We start from the raw sequence: 16,693 nt of genomic DNA on the forward strand, positions 1-16,693 counted from the left end.
CCCCCGGCCCCCCCACACACCCCCCGGCCCCCCGCCCCCCCCCCCCCTCCCCAATCTTTTTTGCTGCCCCGATAATGTTTGGGGGTGCCCCCCCCCGCCCCCCCCCCCCCCCCCACAACTACAGATTCGGCTCGCCATTTCTGCGGTCTCGGCGAGGCTTCACCAGCCGGGCGGGAGCCGGCGGTCCCAGAGGGCGGCGTCCTCGATCTGGGCCGCAAGGGAGAGCAGGAGGGGCTCCTCGGCGGGGCGGGCGGCGAGCATGACGCCGACGGGAAGACCAGACGGGGTCCAGTGGAGGGGCAGGGAGATGGCGGGCATGCCGGTGACGTTCCAGGCGGAGGTCCAGGGGGTGAACGCCTTCTGGGCCTCGAAGTCGGCGGCGGGGTCGGCGTCGTCACGGATCGCACCGACCTTCGGCGGCGGGGTCGCCAGGGTCGGGGTGAGCACGGCGCCGTAGGGCGCCAGCGCCTCCAGGGCCATGGCGGCGTACCGTCGCAGCTCGGCGATCGCCAGCCCGAACTCCGGGCCACTGAACGCCTCTCCCCGCTCGGTGAGCCAGCGGGTCAGCGGCCGGATCTGGGATCGCTGATCCGGGGTGAGGTTGACGACCGACATCGCAGTCCCGACCGCCCAGACCGTCTCGAAGACCGCGACCGCCTCGACCGGCAGCGGCCGCGGGATGTCGACGATCTCGTGGCCCAGCGATTCCAACAAGGCAGAGGCGTTCTCCCACGCGGCGACGCACTCGGGATCGACCGAGGTCGGGGCGATCAGCGGCTCGATGAACCGGGCGATGCGCAGCCGCCCCGGCGGCCGCTCGCACGCGTCCAGGAACGGGAGCGGCTCCTCGGGAGCCCAGAAGGGATCACCCGTACGCCGCCCCGCGAGCACGTCGAGGAAGGCCGCCGCGTCCCGCACCGACCGAGCGATCGGACCGGCGGTGGCGAGCCCGGCGGCGTCGCCGTACATCGGCGACGGGGAGATCCGCCCGCGCGTGGGCTTGAGGCCGACCAGCCCGCAGCACGAGGCCGGGATCCGGATCGAACCGCCGCCGTCGGAGCCCTGCGCAACCGGCACCAGGCCGGCGGCGACCGCGGCGGCAGCACCTCCGGAGGAGCCGCCGGCGATCCGCGTACGGTCCCAGGGGGTGACGGCGGGCGGCGCCACGTCCGGCTCGGTGTAGCAGGGCGAGCCGAACTCCGGAGTGTTGGTCTTCCCGAGCGAGATCATCCCGGCCGCCTCGATGGAGAGGGTGACGTTGTCGGAGACGTCGGGGACGAAGTCGGCGAAGGCAGCCGACCCGAAGGTCGTACGCACCCCGCGGGTGAGGTTGAGGTCCTTGATCGCGGTGGGTACGCCCCACAGCGGTGAGGCTCCGACCGGCTTGACCACGAGCTCACGAGCGCAGGTCGAGATCCGCTCCTCGGCCACGGTGACGAAGGCGCCGACGTCGTCGAGCCTCGCGATCCTGTCGAGGTAGTGCTCGGCGAGCTCTCCCGGGGAGACCTCGCATCGATGCAGCAGCTCTCCCTGTTCCAGGGCGGTCAGATCATGAAGCTCGGCCACCCCTGCAGACTAGTGGCCCGAGCGCCACTCGTCCTCGAGCATCGCGTAGTGCACCAGTGTCGTCCACTCGCCCTTGAACCATTCGGCCTCGCGCTCGACGGCTTCCTTCCGCATCCCGAGCCGCTCGATCACCCGCGCCGAGGCGACGTTGCGCTCGTCGACCCGAGCGGTCACCCGGTGCAGGCCGAGCCCGTCGAAGGCCAGCCCCAGCAGCGCCCGCGCGGTCTCGGTGGCGAAGCCGCGGCCGCTGAACTCGGGGTTGAAGGCATAGCCGATCTCCCCCGACCGCTGCTCCTTGCTGTGCCAGAAGAGCACCACGTCGCCGATCAGCCGGCCCTCGTGCTCGACGGCGAGGCAGAGCACCTCACCCTCGCGGCGCAGGACGGAGAGACGCCTCTCGGGTGCGTACGCCTCTCGCAGCTGCTCGCGGTCACGCGGAACCGGCGGGATGTAGCGGCACACCTCCTCGAGCGAGAGATAGGCGTGCAGGTCGTCGAGGTCGCGCTCGACGTCGATCGGGCGCAACGCCAGCCGCTCCGTGGTGACCGGGTAGTCCGGCGCCAGGACGGGCTCGGCGAGCTCCTGGAAGACACTCAGATGCAGCCCCGCCGGCCCGTCGAGACGGGCGTTGAGCGACTCCCACGGGGTGCGGGTGGGCGGCGCGACGAGGGTGGCGCCGCCATCGACGAGCCGGGAGGCGACGGTGGCGGAGTCCTCGACCTCGAACGCCACCCGGACGTGCCCGGCCGCCGGCTGCCCGACCTCGACCTCGTCGATGTAGGCGTGCTGGGCGGAGTTGGCGAGCTCGAGCGTAGCCAAGCCGGCGTCGAGGATCGTCACATGGGCCTCACCGGGGCCGGAGAAGGCGGCCTGCTCCGGCAGGCCGAGGGTGTCGCGGTAGAAGGCCACCGCCTTCTCATAATCCTTCGCCTCGACCACCAGTCGGAGCTGCTTCACCGGTCCACTCATGAGCGAAACGTACGGCCGAATCGGCAGTCACGCACGCGATAAATCACCAAGGGCAGGTCTCCCCCCGCAGAGACCTGCCCTCGTGGTGCTGCCTGGTTGGGGCTCAGACAGCGGCGGGCTGGAAGCCCGCGAGCTTCTCGACGGCCTCGCGGAAGCGGGCCTGGGCCTCGGCGTCGGTGAAGACGTCGATCTCGTGGACCGGCTGGGAGACGATGGCGTCCTCGACGACGATGGCGCCACCGATGCCGGCCGAGCGGGCGGCGTCGGCGTGGGACCACTTGGCACCGTAGGGGGTCGGGGCGACGCCGACGACCGAGAGGACCTTGCCCTTGAGCACGCCGGCGGCGTAGGGGCGCGAGAGCCAGTCGATCGCGTTGTTGATGACGGCGGGCATCGTGCCGTTGTACTCCGGGGTCACGATGAGGACGCGGTCGGCCTCGTCGATCACCTTGCGGAGCTGGGTCACGGCCTCGCCCGGGTCGGCCTCGAGGTCCTCGTTGAAGAACGGCACGTCCGCCAGTCCGTCGACGATCTCCAGGACGACACCCTCAGGCGCTTCGGCGACGAGCTTCTCGGCGAGCTTGCGGTTGATGGAGTCGGCGCGCAGGCTGCCAACGAGTACGGCGATACGGGTGTCGGTCACGGGTTCTCCTCGTAAGACGCGGATAGTTCAATGTTGAAGTGTTGAACGCCCGCGTCCCGGGGATTCATTCCGTGACAGCGGCCTCCGACGGTGTGGTCTCGCCCACATGCCGCCGCAGCCCAAAGGTGAGCCCGTCGACCAGCGCCTCCCACGACGCCTCGATCACGTTCGACCCGACCCCCACCGTCGTCCACGACGTCGAGCCGTCGGAGGTCTCGATCAGCACCCTCGTCTTGGCATCGGTGCCGTGTCCCTGGTCGAAGAGGCGCACCTTGAAGTCGATCAGGTCGAAGTCGGCGACCACCGGGAAGGCACGCGTGATCGCGGCCCGCAGCGCCTGGTCGAGCGCGTTGACCGGGCCGTTGCCCTCGCCGGTCTCGACGTGACGTACGCCGTCGGCGTGGATCTTCACGATCGCCTCGGTTGTCGACGCCGTCTCCGGGCCGCCACCCCGGGCCTCGGAGATGACCCGCCAGGACTCGACGTCGAAGAAGGACGGCCGGGCACCCTCGACCTCCTCGATCAGGAGCAGCTCGAAGGAGGCGTCGGCCGCCTCGAAGGTGTAGCCACGCTGCTCGGCCTCCTTGACCCGCTCGGTCACCCGGGTCACCAGGTCGCGGTCGTCGGAGAGGTCGTAGCCGAGCTCGCGCCCCTTCAGCTCGATCGAGGCCCTCCCAGCCATGTCCGAGACCAGCAGCCGCATGTCGTTGCCGACGCCGGCCGGGTCCATGTGCTGGTAGAGGTTGGGGTCCACCTTGATCGCGGAGGCGTGCAGCCCGGCCTTGTGGGTGAACGCGGAGGCACCGACGTACGGCTGGCGGCCCGCGGGCGGCACGTTGGTCACCTCGGCCACCGCGTGCGCGACGCGGGTCGCCTCGCCCAGCAGCCCCGTCGGCAGCACCTCGCGGCCCAGCTTCAGCTGCAGGTTGGCGACCACGGAGACGAGGTCGGCGTTGCCCGTACGCTCCCCGTAGCCGTTGATGCAGCCCTGGACGTGCATCGCCCCGGCGTCCACGGCGGCCAGCGAGTTGGCGACCGCGCACCCGGTGTCGTTGTGACAGTGGATGCCGACCGCTCCCTGGGTGGCGCCGCGGACGTCGTGGACGACGTCGGCCACCCAGCCCGGCAGCATCCCGCCGTTGGTGTCGCACAGCGCGACCACCTCGGCACCCGCCTCGTAGGCCGTCTTCAGGACCTCCAGCGCGTAGTCGCGGTTGGCCCGGTAGCCGTCGAAGAAGTGCTCGGCGTCGAGGAAGACCTGCTGGCCCTCTTCGCGCAGGTGGGAGACCGTGTCGCGGATCATCGCGAGGTTCTCCTCGAGCGTGGTGCGCAACGCGAGCTCGACGTGGCGGTCGTGGGACTTGGCGACGAGGGTGACGACCGACGCCCCGGAGTCGCGGAGCGCGGCGACCTGCGGGTCGTCAGCAGCCCGCACGCCGGCCCGGCGGGTCGACCCGAACGCCGCCAGCCGCGCGTGCTTGAGGTCGAGCTCGGAGACGGCCCGCTTGAAGAACTCGGTGTCCTTCGGGTTCGCACCGGGCCAGCCGCCCTCGATGAATCCGACGCCCAGACCGTCGAGGTGCCGGGCGATCGCGAGCTTGTCGGCGACGCTGAGGTTCAAGCCCTCCTGCTGCGCACCGTCGCGCAGGGTGGTGTCGTAGACGTGGAATTCCATGGCTCTGTGTCCTTGGGCTGGGCTGGGCTGGGCAACAAAAAACCCTCTCGGGAACGAGAGGGTGGCGCGTCGGGCAAGGCTCGACGCGCTAGCGAATGATGATGACGTACGTCGTCATAGCCCTGATACTGCCACGAAATCTTTCTCCGTGGGACGGGCGTCTCACCAGCCGAGGAGCTCGACCCACCACGGCTCGTCGCCGCCGGAGAACTGCGAGCCCTCGTCGGCGAGGGTCTGGATCGGGAAGAGCGCCAGGGTGATGACCACGGCGAACCCGAGGATCCACGGCACCCATCGCGCCGAGATCCGGTGGACCGCCTTGGTCACCGGGTCACGCAGCCGGTCGCGCCCGGAGCCGGTCCACAGCGCGCCGACAAACGCCAGGCCGGCGAAGCCCAGCGTCGCCTCGAGGGAGAGCTGCAGGGCGAAGCCGATCAGCACCGCCGCCACCACGAACCCGAAGCCCCACACCCCGACGACGAACGTCTTCGGGAGCGAACGGACCAGGCGCCAGGGAGCGCCGATCAGCAGTCGGGGCGCGTCGTGCCACTTGCGACCGCGATACCACCGCCACCCGCGCAGATCGCCGGCGGCAAGCGTGCCGGCGCGGATCAGCCACGCCGCGCCGAGCACGGCCCAGAAGCCGGCGCTCGGGAACGCAGCGATCACGCCGACGGCGAAGGCGAGCAGGCCGAGCCAGACCGCACCCCGGCGCAGCTTCTCCAGGCCGCTGTCCTGGCGCGGGCCGAGCTTCTGGATCGGGGTGAACGGCGCGGCCGGCGTGGTGGCCTTCTCGCGCTCGGCCCGGTCGCTCAGCGAGAGCTGCTCGACCGGCCGGTGCACGAACGGCCGGCGCGGCGTACGCAGCCACTCGCGCACCTCGTCCAGCGTCGGACGGTCTGCGGGGTCGGGCGACAGCGCCTGGCCGAGCAGCCCGCGCAGCGGCTGCGGCACCCCCTCGAGGTCGTGCTCACCGCGCCGGGCGCGGTCCATCAGCTTCATCGAGTTGCCCTCGCCGAAGGGCGGGCGGCCCGTCGCTGCGTACGCCACCACGGAGGCCCACGAGTGCACGTCCGAGGCCGGGGTGGCCAGGTCGCCGACCGCGATCTCGGGCGGAAGGTAGCCGGGGGTGCCGATCAGCAGGCCGGTCACCGTGATCTTCGGGTCGTCGGCGACGCGGGCGAGCCCGAAGTCGATCAGGATCGGGGTGCGCCCCTCCATGATGATGTTGGCCGGCTTGATGTCGCGGTGGAGGACGCCGACGGCATGGCAGTCGGCGATGCCCTCGGCCAGGTCGCTGGCCAGCTGCTCGACCTCCTCGCGCGAGAGCACGCCCTCGTTGACGATCTTGTCGTGCAGCGTCGGCCCCGGCACGTAGCGGGTCGCCAGCCACGGCACCTCACCCCACGGATCGGCGCCGACCACGCCAGCCACCCACCTGCTCCGAACCCGCTGCAGCGAGGAGACCTCGCGCGCGAGCCGATGGCGGCCCTCCTCATCCCCCACGAACTGGGTACGCAGCACCTTCAGCGCCACCCGCTCACCGCTCGTGCGGTGGCTGGCCAGATGGACTCGCCCCATCCCGCCCTGCCCCAGCAGGGAGAGCAGGTCGTAGTCACCAACGGTGTCCCGTTGGGTCGCCGGGAGACGGCGAGGGGCTGTCGTCACGAGACAAACCTTATCCGCCGCAGCCGACACCCCGCCGAAGCGTCAGGTACGTCGGCCGAGGCGTCTCTCCCGTCGGCCGACATGGCACCGATCTGCCATGTCGATTCGCGGGAGTGACGCCTCGGCCTGCGTACGTGACCTTTGGGCTAGACGATCTTGCGCATCCAGCCGAAGGTGTCCTCGGCCCGGCCGAACTGGATGTCGACGAGCTGCTTGCGGATGGTCTTCCAGACCTCGCCCTCACCGGCGGAGGCGATGGAGCCGCCGTTGTGGACGAGCTCGCCGACCGGGGTGACGACGGCGGCGGTGCCGCAGGCGAAGACCTCGGTGATCTCGCCGGACTCGACGCCGGACTTCCACTCGTCGATGGCGAACTTGCGCTCCTCGACGGTGTAGCCCAGCTTGCCCGCGAGCTCGATGATGGAGGCGCGCGTGATCCCCTCGAGGATCGTGCCGGTCTCGGGAGTGACGATCCGGCCGTCGGCGTGGACGAAGTAGAGGTTCATGCCGCCGAGCTCCTCGACGTACTTGCCCTCCTGCGCGTCCAGGAAGACCACCTGGTCGCAGCCGTTGGCCGAGGCCTCGGCCTGGGCGACCAGGGAGGAGGCGTAGTTGCCGCCGGTCTTGGCCGCGCCCATGCCGCCGCGGCCGGCGCGGGTGTAGTCCTCGGTGAGCCAGATCCGTACCGGCTTCACGCCGCCCTTGAAGTAGGAGCCGGCGGGCGAGGCGATGACCATGTAGGTCACGTGCTGGGCCGGGCGCACGCCGAGGAACGACTCCGAGGCGAACATGAAGGGCCGCAGGTAGAGGCTCTTCTCATCGCTCTCCGAGGCCTCGGGCACCCAGCGCTGGTCGACCTTGACCAGGTCGAAGACGGTCTGCACGAAGTCCTCGATCTCGAGGACGGGCAGCGCGAGCCGCTCGCTGGAGCGGGCCATCCGGGCGGCGTTGGCCTCGGGCCGGAACGACCAGATCGAGCCGTCGGCGTGCCGGTAGGCCTTCATCCCCTCGAAGATCTCCTGGGCGTAGTGCAGCACGGCTGCCGACGGGTCCAGGCTGAGCGGTGCGTACGCCTCGATGCGACCGTTGTGCCAGCCCTGTTCGGGCGTCCACTCGACGGTGAGCATGTGATCGGTGAAATGGTTGCCGAAGCCTGGGTTCGCCAGGACCTCCGCGAGCTGCTTGTCGGTGGCCGGTTGGGTCGACAATGTGGTGCTGATCTCCATGACCATGAGATTAGTCCTGTTCTGCGGTCGAAACGTAAGTGATGAGGACAGACGAAGGGCCGGGCGCAGAAACTCTGCGCCCGGCCCCTTCGGGGATGAGCGGCTAGCTGGTTACGCGGGCGGCGATCGCGTCGCCGACCTCGGAGGTCGTACGTGGCTCGGTGCCGCGCTCGGAGAGATCGGCGAGCACGGCGGCGTCGATGGCGGCGGCAGCCTCGGGGTGACCGAGGTGCTCGAGCAGAAGGGCCCCGGACAGGATGGCCGCGGTGGGGTCCGCCTTCTGCTGGCCGGCGATGTCGGGGGCGGAGCCGTGGACCGGCTCGAACATCGAGGGGAACTCCCGGGAGGAGTTGATGTTGCCGGAGGCGGCCAGGCCGATGCCGCCGGTGATGGCAGCGGCGAGGTCGGTGATGATGTCGCCGAAGATGTTGTCGGTGACGATCACGTCGAAGCGGGCCGGGTCGGTGGCGAGGAAGATCATCACCGCGTCGATGTGGAGGTAGTCCACAGTGACGTCGGGGAACTCCTCGGCGACCTGCTGGGTGATCCGCCACCACAGCGAGCCCGCGTTGACCAGCACGTTGGTCTTGTGGACCAGGGTCAGCTTCTTGCGCGGGCGCGCCTGGGCACGGGCGAAGGCGTCACGTACGACCCGCTCCACGCCGTAGGCGGTGTTGACCGAGGTCTCGGTGGCGACCTCGTGCGGGGTTCCGACCCGCATCGCGCCACCGTTGCCGGTGTAGAGGCCCTCGGTGCCCTCGCGCACCACGACGAAGTCGATCTCGCCCTTGTCGAGCACGGCCGGCGACAGCGGGGAGATCGCCCCCGGGAAGAGCCGCGACGGGCGCAGGTTGACGTAGTGGTCGAGCTCGAAACGGAGCTTGAGCAGCAGCCCGCGCTCCAGGATGCCGGGAGGCAGGTTCGGGTCGTTCGGCTTGCCGCCGATCGCGCCGAGCAGGATGGCGTCCTGCTCCTTGATCTCGGCGAGAACGGACTCGGGGAGCACCTCACCGGTGGCGAGATAGCGCTCGGCGCCGAGGCCGTAGCGGGTCTGCTCGAACTTCACCGGAGAGGCGATCTCGAGCACCTTCAGCGCCTCGGCGGTCACCTCCGGTCCGATGCCGTCGCCGGGGATCACTGCGAGGTTGGTCGTAGACATACGGCGAGACTAGTTGTCGTCGGGCAGCTGGCCGCCGTTGTCCCGCAGGTCGAGCGCCTGCTGCACTGCAGCGATGGTGTTCTCGACGCTGTGCGGGTTGTCGGGGTCGTGGCTCGCCGGGCCCCACTCGCGGCTCCACTTGTTGTGTTCGGCCGGGCTCTCGGGGTACATCGCGTACATGGGCTTCTTCCTTCACACTTCGGGTCAACAGAGGGTGTGGGAGAGAAGCCGGGGTCTTTAGAAGACGGAAGCCACCGCGACGAGGTGGCTTCTCCTGCGGTCGTTACCGCCGGGCCCCGTCGCGGCACTCGAGTACGAGAAAAATGCTCCGCATGGTGTTCTGACGTTAACCCGGGAGACGCTTCCAGAGAGCAGATCTGGACGAATGGTCCGCCATCCGAGACACCCGTGCGCGCGCTCACACGCGATATCGGGAAGACTGGCCCTGTGAGTGCACCCCCAGAGCTTCCGGACATCGTGACCCGCGCCTTCGACGTCTCCCGTCGCGCGGGCTATGTGTCGTTCTGCCGCAACGAGACCGGGCGGCTGCTGGCGACTCTGGCGGCCACCCGGAGCGGCACGATGGCGGAGTTCGGCACCGGTTGCGGTGTCGGCACCGCGTGGCTGCGAAGCGGCGTACGCGGCCAGGCCGCCCAGATCGTCTCCGCCGAGCTCGACGAGCACCTCGCCAAGGAGGCCGCCGAGATCTTCGCCGACGACGCGCAGGTCGAGGTCATCGCGGCCGACTGGGGCATCCTGCGCGACCGTGGCCCGTTCGCGCTGCTCTTCCTCGACGCCGAGACCCCCGGCGGGGTCTCCCCCGACCAGCTCTCCGACCTCGTCGAGGAGGGCGGCATCGTCGTCATCGACGACCTCATCCCCACCGACCTGTGGCCGCCGATCGTCTACGGCCGCGTCGACAGCCTGCGCGAGTCCTGGCTCACCGACGAGCGCTTCACCACCGTCGAGGTCATGGTCGCCGCCGACACCAGCGTCCTGCTCGCCACCAAGCGCTGAGCCGCTGTTCCACCGTCAGCCGAAGAGCTCCTCGGCCAGGTAGTGGCCTGACTTCGGCGCGCGCGGCACGGCGAAGATCGCCGAGCCGACGTGGGCGATGTACTCGTTGAGCAGGTCGACGCGTCCGAGCTTGCGCTGCAGGTCGACGAAGGTCGCGGGGTCCTTCTGGAAGGCGATGAAGAAGAGGCCGGCGTCGAGCTGGCCCAGCGAGTTGAGCCCGTCGGTGAAGTTGTAGCCGCGGCGCAGCATCTTCGCTCCCCCGTTGTTCTCCGAGGCCGCCAGGGCGACGTGGGAGGTCGGGTCGATGACCGGCTCTCCGTCGCGTACGGCCTTGAAGTCCGGGGTGTCGAACTCCTTCTTCCCACCCAGGGGTGCGCCTTCGGCCTTGTCCCGGCCGATGGTGAGGTGCTGGGTGTCGATGGTGGTGCCGTCCCAGACCTCGATGTCCATGTTGATCTTGCGGGTGACCAGGTAGCTGCCACCCTGCATCCATGCGGGCTCGTCCGGGTCGGAGACCCAGACGAACTCGTCGAGGTCGTCGTCGGTCTTGATGTTGCGGGTCCCGTCCTTGAGGCCCATCAGGTTGCGCGGCGTCTTCTGGCCCTTGCCGGCCGAGGCGCGGCCGAAGCCGAGCACGGTCCAGCGGGTGGTGACCAGGCCGCGCCCGATCCGGACCAGGTCGCGGATCGCGTGGTAGGCCACCTGCGGGTCGTCGGCGCAGGCCTGCAGGGCGAGATCGCCGCCGCACAGCTCGGGCTTGAGCTCGTCGGAGGGCAGCCGCGGGATCTCGGCCAGCAGCTTCGGGCCACGTCCGGCCAGCCCGAAGCGGTCATCGAAGAGCCCGGGCCCGAGACCGAGGGTGACGGTCAGCGAGGCCGGCGAGAGGTCGTACGCCTCCCCCGTGTCCTGGGGCACCCCGTTGCTGCGCGAGGGCTCGACGGTCCCGACCGGGTTGCCCTTCATCATCGTCGCCATGGCCGCCGACCAGCGCGCGAAGAGCACCTTCAGCTGCTCTGCGGTGGTGCCCTCGACGACGTCGAGGGACATGAAGACCAGATGCCGCTGCGGAGGCGTGGCGATGCCGGCCTGGTGGTCGCCGGTGTAGAAGTCGTACGCCTTGTCGAGGTCGAGCCTGTCGGAGGCCGCCGCCTCGGCGGGGGCGGCGACGCGGCCGCCGAGGAAGCCGACCGCCGCCCCGGCCGCGGCGCCGCCCCCGGCACCGGCGATGAGCCGGCGCCGGGACAGGCCCTTGCCCTCGGTGGCCATCAGGCCGTCGCTGCCTTCTCCGCCAGGCGCCCGAGCACGTCCTGGAGCGACTGTACGGTCGCGGAGAGCTTCTTGCCGTCGGAGGCCTTCAGCTCGGCGGTGTAGGGCTGGTAGCCGCCCAGGGCCTCGGGGTCCTTGTAACCCTCGAGGTCATCGGTGACCGCCGTGAACCGCTCGTCGATGGTCTTGACGAGCTCGGCGTCGATCTTCTCCAGACCAGGCCGGAGGGCCGCGTACGCCTGCTGGGCACCCTCGACGTTGTTGGCGAAGTCGACCAGGTCGATGTGGCTGTAGGCCTCCTCCTCGCCGGTGATCTTGCCCGACTGGACCTCCTCGAGCAGCGCGGCGGCCCCGTTGGCGAGGTCCTCGGGCTTGAACTCCAGGGTCTTGCCGACCTCGGCGAGCTTGGTGACGTTGGTGACCAGGTCGGCGGCGTACTTCTTGGTCTGGTCGGTGATCTTCTTCGCCTCGAAGAGGTCGCGCTCGACGGCGTGGAAGCCGCTCCAGCCGACCGCCTCGTCGAGGTTGGAGGCGCGCATGTCGATCAGGTAGTCGAGGTTCCCCTTGTTGTCGGTCGGGTCGAAGCCCTCCATCACGAAGCCCTCGACGTCGGACTCGATCTTCTCGTAGAACGGGCGGGAGTCGGCGTACGCCTGCTGCGCGGCGGCGACGTCACCGGAGTCGACGGCCTTCTGGAGGTTCTCGACGCCGGTGATCATCGCGTCGAGCTGCGTGTTGACGTAGACGGTGTAGTCCTTCGCACCCGCAGCGAGCAGCTCGGCGGTGTCGCCCGTGGGCGCGGCCGCGGCCTCGCCGGTGACCTCGAAGGGGATCCGCTCCTCGGCGGCGCCCGGACAGTAGACCTCGTAGTCGCCACCACCGAGGGTGAGCGTGAAGGAGACCTCGGGCAGACCCGGGGCGAGGTTCTCCTTCTCACCGAGGATCTTCTGGCCATCCATCAGCTCGACCTCGGTGACGCCGGCCGCCGACTCGTTGACGACCGTGAAGGTCACCGGTCCGGCGGCGGCGGTGTCGGTGTCGAGCTCGCAGACGTCGCCCTCGGAGCCGCTGACCAGCTTCACCGCGACCTGGCTGGCGCCCTTCTTCTTCGGGGCGGCCGAGTCGTCGGCGTCGCTGCCGCAGGCGGCCAGCCCGGTCAGGCACAGCGCGGTGAGTGCTGCAACGGAGATCGCCTTACGCGACATGGGTGGTTCCTTCCACTGATGACTCCTGGCCGCCTTCGCGGCCGGGGTCGGTGACGGCGCGCGGTTCGGTGCCGCGGCCGGGCCTGCGCAGGGACTGCCACAGCAGCAGCCCGGCGAGGACGATGAGGGCGACCGGCACCCAGTGCTTCCACAGCAGCCGGTCGTGGGCGGCGTGGTCCGCGTCGGCGATCGTCGCGGACAGCTCCGTCGCGTAGGTCTTCTCGACCTGGAGTGTGGCGTCGTCGACGGTGAACGTGCGCGGCGAGGTCAGGCCGCCGCCTTCGATCGTGACCAGGAGCTTGCCGGTGGTGCGTACGTCGACCAGACCCTCGTCGCGGCTCAGCACCGTGTGGCGCGTGGTGTCGGTCCAGCGGGCCTCGTAGGGGCCCGGAGCGGTGGCGAGGTTGAGCCCGACCGGGACCCTGTTGCCGGTGTAGGTCAGCAGGTCCTGCGCGGTGAGGGTGGCCGGCAGGTCGCCGGAGCCCTCCGCATGCCAGGCGGTGTCGGCGTTGCCGGTGTGGTCGGTGGGGTCGGCGAGCTCGATCTTCTCGCCGTCTGCGGTCAGGGTCGCTCGGTCGCCGGTGACGGCCAGCACCGCCGTACGTCCGTCAGCCAGCGGCGCCTCACGAGGCACGTCGACGCTCGGCAGCGGCACGAACACGAAGAGTGCGGCGGCGGCAGCCACGGCGGCGATCGCGCCGCCGATCCGCAGCCGTCGCGCGAGCGCTGTGCCCGGGCGCAGGCGGGCGGGCAGGAGCAGCATCGCGAGCATCGGCACCAGGTAGGCGATCCAGCCGAGCACCTCGATCACCCGTGGGTCGGCGGGGACGCCGAGGATCCCGGTGATCACCGCCGAGCGAACCGAGCCGTTCGGGATGAGCCAGGACAGGTCGACGGTCGGGCCCTGGCCGACGGTGACCCAGCCCGCCTCGTGTCCGGTGCGCAGCGCGAACATCACCAGCCCGGCCGCGACGAAGACCAGGAACACGCCGGTGACCTGGAAGAACATCCTCAGATTGAGTCGCAGGCCGCCGGCGTAGATCCCCCAGCCGAGCCCGACGGCGATGGTCAGCCCGAGCAGGGCGCCGAGGATCGCGGCGGGTGCGCTGGTGGCGTTCTGGATCGTCGCGAGCAGGAAGACCGAGGTCTCGAAGCCCTCGCGCAGCACCGCCAGGAAGCCCATCAGTGCCATCGCGGTCATCGTGCCGGCGCCCAGCGCCGCTGCCGCCGCCTGCTCGAGGTCGCCCTTCAGCGTACGGGCGTGGACGTGCATCCACCGGATCATCCCGGTCACGAAGACGATCGCGATCACGCCGATCACGCATTCGAGCATCTCCTGCTGCCGTTGGGGCAGCGCCTGCTCAAGGAGCCGCAGGGCGACCCCGACGGCGATGCTCAGCCCGATGCCGGCACCGACGCCCACCCACAGTCCGCGCAGCGGCGCGCCGTTGCGACGCAGGAAGGTGGCGATGATCGACACGATCAGCGCCGCCTCGAGCCCCTCGCGCAGGCCGATGACGAACGTTGGCAGCATTCCAGCAGCGTAACGTTAGGTTAGGCTCACCTAGTAGATCGGGGCCCAGAATTTATCCGGGCTTGCGTCTCGGTTCGCCTGTTCAGAGCCTCGTCAGATCGCGCAGCCGTCGGGACCGCAGGCGTCGCCCTCGCCGACGAGCGTGAGCGCCGGCTTGGTCTCGGCGTGCACCTTCTCCAGGAGCTGGCTGAACAGGTCGGTCGGCTGGGCCCCGGAGACGCCGTACTTCCCCTCGACCACGTAGAACGGCACCCCGGTCGCCCCATAGGCGCGGGCCTGGTCGATGTCGGCCTGCACGTCGCCGGCGAACTCGTCGCCCGCGAGGACCTCGTCCACCCGGCCGGCGTCCAGACCGACGTTCACCGCGGCCTGCTTCAGGACGGTGTGGTCACCCATCGACTCGCCGCGGGTGAAGTACGCAGCGAGCAGCTCCTCCTTGAGCACGGCCTGCTTGCCCTCGGCCTTGGCCAGGTGGAGCAGCCGGTGGGCGTCGATGGTGCGCGCGTGCGGGGTGTCCTCGTGGCGGAACTCGAGACCGGCCGCGGCGGCGGGCACGTTGGCCTGCTTCATCATCTCGCGGGCCTGGTCGACGGAGGCGCCGAACTTCTTCGCCAGGGCCTCGACCGTGGTCTCGACGGGCACCTGCGGCGCGGTCGGGTCGAGCTCGAAGGAGTGGTAGACGATCTCGACGTCGTCGCTGTGCTCGAAGCGCTCCAGGGCTTCCTCGAGGTGGCGCTTGCCGATGTAGCACCAAGGACAGACAACGTCGGACCAGACATCAATACGCATGCCCTGAGAACGTTTCGTTCGGTACGAAACATTCCACAGCGGACTGCTGTGCCTAATCAGCTGGACCCCTGAGACGGTCTCAGGGGAGATCAGGGGAAGGTCCAGGCACCCGCCAGGGATCTGCCCGACGCGCCGGAGGGGCGCCTGGCACCAGGCTCGGAGCATGATCCAGATCGATGCCCTCTCCAAGAGGTACGGCAGGTTCACGGCCGTCGACAACGTGACCTTCACCGCCGAGCCCGGTCGGGTGACCGGCTTCCTCGGCCCCAACGGCGCCGGTAAGTCCACGACCATGCGCATCCTGGTCGGACTCACCGATCCGTCCTCCGGCAGCGCCCACCTGCTGGGCCGCCACTTCTCCCAGCTGCCCAACCCCGGTCGCGAGGTCGGCGTGCTGCTGGACGCCTCCGCCCAGCACGGCGGGCGCACCGGCCGCGAGATCCTCACCCTGGCCGCCCGCACCATGGGGCTGCCGAAGTCCAGTGTCGCCGAGACCCTCGACCGGGTCAGCCTGACCGAGGAGGAGGCCGGTCGTCGCGTACGCAACTACTCCCTCGGGATGCGGCAGCGGCTCGGCATCGCGACGGCCCTGATCGGCGACCCCGAGGTGCTGATCCTCGACGAGCCGGCCAACGGCCTCGACCCGGCCGGCATCCGCTGGATGCGCGACCTGCTGCGCGGCTTCGCCGACGACGGCGGCACCGTGCTGCTCTCCTCGCACCTGCTGCACGAGATCGAGGTGATCGCCGACGACATCGTGGTGATCGGCAACGGCCGGATCGTGGCGCAGGGCACCAAGCAGGAGCTGCTCACCAGCGGCGAGACGTACGCCCGTTCCAGTGATCCCACCTCACTCGGCCGGGCCCTCCAGCGGGCCGGCCACACCGCCGAGCTCACCACCGAGGGGGCCGTCCTCAGCGACGCCGACCTCACCACCGTCGGCCAGGTCGCCTTCGACACCGGGCTCGTGCTGACCGAGCTCCGCGCCGCCGACGGCGCCGGCCTGGAGGAGATGTTCCTCCAGCTCACCGCCGAGACCCAGCGCGACCACCTCGAGACTCCCGAAGGGAATGCAGCATGACCACCACGACCCTCGCCCCTGAGCCGGCCACGCCGGCCGGACGCAACCCCGAGGCGGTACGCCGCCGCGAGCGGGCCGTGCCCGCCCCGATCCCCTTCGGCCGGATCGCCGGCGTCGAGCTGCGCAAGATGTTCGACACCCGCTCGGGGTTCTGGCTGATGGCCAGCCTGGTCGTGCTCTCGCTGGCCGCGACCGCGGTGACGATCATCTTCGTCGACGCCGACAACCTCGACTACGAGGGCTTCGCCAGCGCCTGGGGCATGCCGATGTCGGTGGTCCTGCCGATGATCGCGGTGCTGGCAGTCACCAGCGAATGGAGCGCCCGTAGCGCACTGACCACCTTCACCCTGGTGCCCGGCCGCGGCCGCGTCATCGCCGCGAAGGCCCTGGTCACCGCCGTGGTCGGCGTCGTCGCCATCGCAGTCGCGGCGGCCGTCGGGGCGCTCGGCTACCTCGGCGTAGCAGCCGTCATGGACCTCGACCCGGTGTGGAACATCTCGTTCACCGAGCTCGCCCAGGTGACCCTGGCCAGCGAGATCGGCATGTTCATGGGCTTCATGCTCGGCACGCTGTTCCGCAGCTCGCCGGGTGCGATCGTGGCGTACTTCGTCTACGCCCTCGTCCTCCCTGGCGTCTCCTCGGCCCTCGCCTCGACCAACACCTGGTGGGCCGAGCACGCCACCTGGTTCGACCTCAACTGGGCGACCATGAATCTCTACTCCGAGATGACCGACAAGATGTGGGCCCAGCTGGGGGTCGCGGGCCTGATCTGGCTCGTGGTCCCGATGCTCGTCGGCCTCCGCCTGGTCCTCAAGTCCGAGGTCAAGTAACCCGCCGAGTCGGCGCGAACTGACCACAAAATCCAGCCGAGTCGGCACGTTAGAACGCGCCGACT

General features: G+C 70.0%; 15 protein-coding genes. 3 read left to right on the forward strand and 12 right to left on the reverse strand.

Annotation, left to right across the window (positions count from 1 at the left end; all coding sequences use genetic code 11):
* Positions 1 to 159: 159 nt before the first annotated feature.
* The 8 genes from ACIO3S_RS27615 to ACIO3S_RS27650 all read right to left on the reverse strand — a co-directional run bounded on the left by ACIO3S_RS27615 (position 160) and on the right by ACIO3S_RS27650 (position 9,086).
* Positions 160 to 1,566: an amidase gene (locus tag ACIO3S_RS27615; RefSeq protein ID WP_400469533.1), complete on the reverse strand. Its 1,407-nt coding sequence runs from the start codon at positions 1,564 to 1,566 to the stop codon at positions 160 to 162.
* Positions 1,567 to 1,575: 9 nt separating this feature from the next.
* Complete coding sequence (locus ACIO3S_RS27620) at positions 1,576 to 2,535, reverse strand: GNAT family N-acetyltransferase (RefSeq protein WP_400469536.1); 960 nt, start codon at positions 2,533 to 2,535, stop codon at positions 1,576 to 1,578.
* A 103-nt stretch (positions 2,536 to 2,638) separates the two neighbouring features.
* Positions 2,639 to 3,178 carry an NADPH-dependent FMN reductase gene (locus ACIO3S_RS27625; RefSeq protein WP_400469539.1) on the reverse strand — a complete coding sequence of 180 codons (540 nt, stop codon included), beginning with the start codon at positions 3,176 to 3,178 and terminating at the stop codon, positions 2,639 to 2,641.
* Between the two features lie 64 nt (positions 3,179 to 3,242).
* Positions 3,243 to 4,853 (reverse strand): citramalate synthase, encoded by a 1,611-nt coding sequence (gene cimA, locus ACIO3S_RS27630; protein WP_400469541.1) that lies wholly within the window; start codon positions 4,851 to 4,853, stop codon positions 3,243 to 3,245.
* A gap of 162 nt (positions 4,854 to 5,015) precedes the next feature.
* A complete protein-coding gene (locus tag ACIO3S_RS27635; RefSeq protein ID WP_400469544.1) occupies positions 5,016 to 6,521 on the reverse strand; it encodes a serine/threonine-protein kinase in 1,506 nt (501 codons plus the stop codon).
* A gap of 146 nt (positions 6,522 to 6,667) precedes the next feature.
* A complete protein-coding gene (locus ACIO3S_RS27640) occupies positions 6,668 to 7,747 on the reverse strand; it encodes a branched-chain amino acid aminotransferase (protein WP_400469547.1) in 1,080 nt (359 codons plus the stop codon).
* Positions 7,748 to 7,850: 103 nt separating this feature from the next.
* Entirely contained in the window at positions 7,851 to 8,906 is a 1,056-nt protein-coding gene (locus tag ACIO3S_RS27645) for a 3-isopropylmalate dehydrogenase (RefSeq protein ID WP_400469550.1), read from the reverse strand.
* 9 nt (positions 8,907 to 8,915) lie between these two features.
* On the reverse strand, positions 8,916 to 9,086 hold the full coding sequence (locus ACIO3S_RS27650; RefSeq protein ID WP_350716419.1) for a hypothetical protein: 171 nt from the start codon (positions 9,084 to 9,086) through the stop codon (positions 8,916 to 8,918).
* Positions 9,087 to 9,353: 267 nt separating this feature from the next.
* On the opposite strand from ACIO3S_RS27650, the gene ACIO3S_RS27655 reads away from it, so the two are divergent.
* Positions 9,354 to 9,923: a class I SAM-dependent methyltransferase gene (locus ACIO3S_RS27655; protein ID WP_160024584.1), complete on the forward strand. Its 570-nt coding sequence runs from the start codon at positions 9,354 to 9,356 to the stop codon at positions 9,921 to 9,923.
* Positions 9,924 to 9,938: 15 nt separating this feature from the next.
* Here ACIO3S_RS27655 and efeB read toward each other — a convergent pair whose 3' ends face one another.
* The 4 genes from efeB to ACIO3S_RS27675 all read right to left on the reverse strand — a co-directional run bounded on the left by efeB (position 9,939) and on the right by ACIO3S_RS27675 (position 14,717).
* Positions 9,939 to 11,189 carry an iron uptake transporter deferrochelatase/peroxidase subunit gene (gene efeB / locus ACIO3S_RS27660; protein WP_400469555.1) on the reverse strand — a complete coding sequence of 417 codons (1,251 nt, stop codon included), beginning with the start codon at positions 11,187 to 11,189 and terminating at the stop codon, positions 9,939 to 9,941.
* Positions 11,189 to 12,394, reverse strand: coding sequence for an iron uptake system protein EfeO (efeO, locus tag ACIO3S_RS27665; RefSeq protein WP_400469558.1), 1,206 nt, complete (start codon positions 12,392 to 12,394; stop codon positions 11,189 to 11,191). Before efeO ends, efeB begins: the two co-directional genes overlap by 1 nt.
* The gene (gene efeU / locus ACIO3S_RS27670; protein WP_400469561.1) at positions 12,384 to 13,928 is read right to left on the reverse strand and encodes an iron uptake transporter permease EfeU; all 1,545 of its coding nucleotides are present in this window, start codon (positions 13,926 to 13,928) and stop codon (positions 12,384 to 12,386) included. The genes efeO and efeU overlap by 11 nt, the downstream gene beginning before the upstream one ends.
* A 93-nt stretch (positions 13,929 to 14,021) precedes the next feature.
* On the reverse strand, positions 14,022 to 14,717 hold the full coding sequence (locus ACIO3S_RS27675; protein WP_400469564.1) for a DsbA family oxidoreductase: 696 nt from the start codon (positions 14,715 to 14,717) through the stop codon (positions 14,022 to 14,024).
* A 163-nt stretch (positions 14,718 to 14,880) separates the two neighbouring features.
* Here ACIO3S_RS27675 and ACIO3S_RS27680 point away from each other — a divergent pair, with 163 nt between their 5' ends.
* Together ACIO3S_RS27680 and ACIO3S_RS27685 are read left to right on the forward strand one after the other, a co-directional pair.
* Complete coding sequence (locus ACIO3S_RS27680) at positions 14,881 to 15,798, forward strand: ABC transporter ATP-binding protein (RefSeq protein WP_400469567.1); 918 nt, start codon at positions 14,881 to 14,883, stop codon at positions 15,796 to 15,798.
* Entirely contained in the window at positions 15,795 to 16,628 is an 834-nt protein-coding gene (locus tag ACIO3S_RS27685; RefSeq protein WP_400469570.1) for an ABC transporter permease, read from the forward strand. Before ACIO3S_RS27680 ends, ACIO3S_RS27685 begins: the two co-directional genes overlap by 4 nt.
* Positions 16,629 to 16,693: the final 65 nt, after the last annotated feature.

This window comes from Nocardioides sp. NPDC087217 (assembly GCF_044744805.1).
In the GTDB taxonomy this organism is placed as follows: Bacteria; Actinomycetota; Actinomycetes; order Propionibacteriales; family Nocardioidaceae; genus Nocardioides.

Coding starts and splice junctions, on each gene's coding strand:
- ACIO3S_RS27620 (WP_400469536.1), bottom strand. CDS start 2,535: ATGAGTGGACCGGTGAAGCAGCTCCGACTGGTGGTCGAGGCGAAGGAT.
- cimA (WP_400469541.1), bottom strand. CDS start 4,853: ATGGAATTCCACGTCTACGACACCACCCTGCGCGACGGTGCGCAGCAG.
- ACIO3S_RS27640 (WP_400469547.1), bottom strand. CDS start 7,747: ATGGAGATCAGCACCACATTGTCGACCCAACCGGCCACCGACAAGCAG.
- ACIO3S_RS27645 (WP_400469550.1), bottom strand. CDS start 8,906: ATGTCTACGACCAACCTCGCAGTGATCCCCGGCGACGGCATCGGACCG.
- ACIO3S_RS27650 (WP_350716419.1), bottom strand. CDS start 9,086: ATGTACGCGATGTACCCCGAGAGCCCGGCCGAACACAACAAGTGGAGC.
- efeB (WP_400469555.1), bottom strand. CDS start 11,189: ATGGCCACCGAGGGCAAGGGCCTGTCCCGGCGCCGGCTCATCGCCGGT.
- efeO (WP_400469558.1), bottom strand. CDS start 12,394: ATGTCGCGTAAGGCGATCTCCGTTGCAGCACTCACCGCGCTGTGCCTG.
- efeU (WP_400469561.1), bottom strand. CDS start 13,928: ATGCTGCCAACGTTCGTCATCGGCCTGCGCGAGGGGCTCGAGGCGGCG.
- ACIO3S_RS27675 (WP_400469564.1), bottom strand. CDS start 14,717: ATGCGTATTGATGTCTGGTCCGACGTTGTCTGTCCTTGGTGCTACATC.
- ACIO3S_RS27680 (WP_400469567.1), top strand. CDS start 14,881: ATGATCCAGATCGATGCCCTCTCCAAGAGGTACGGCAGGTTCACGGCC.
- ACIO3S_RS27685 (WP_400469570.1), top strand. CDS start 15,795: ATGACCACCACGACCCTCGCCCCTGAGCCGGCCACGCCGGCCGGACGC.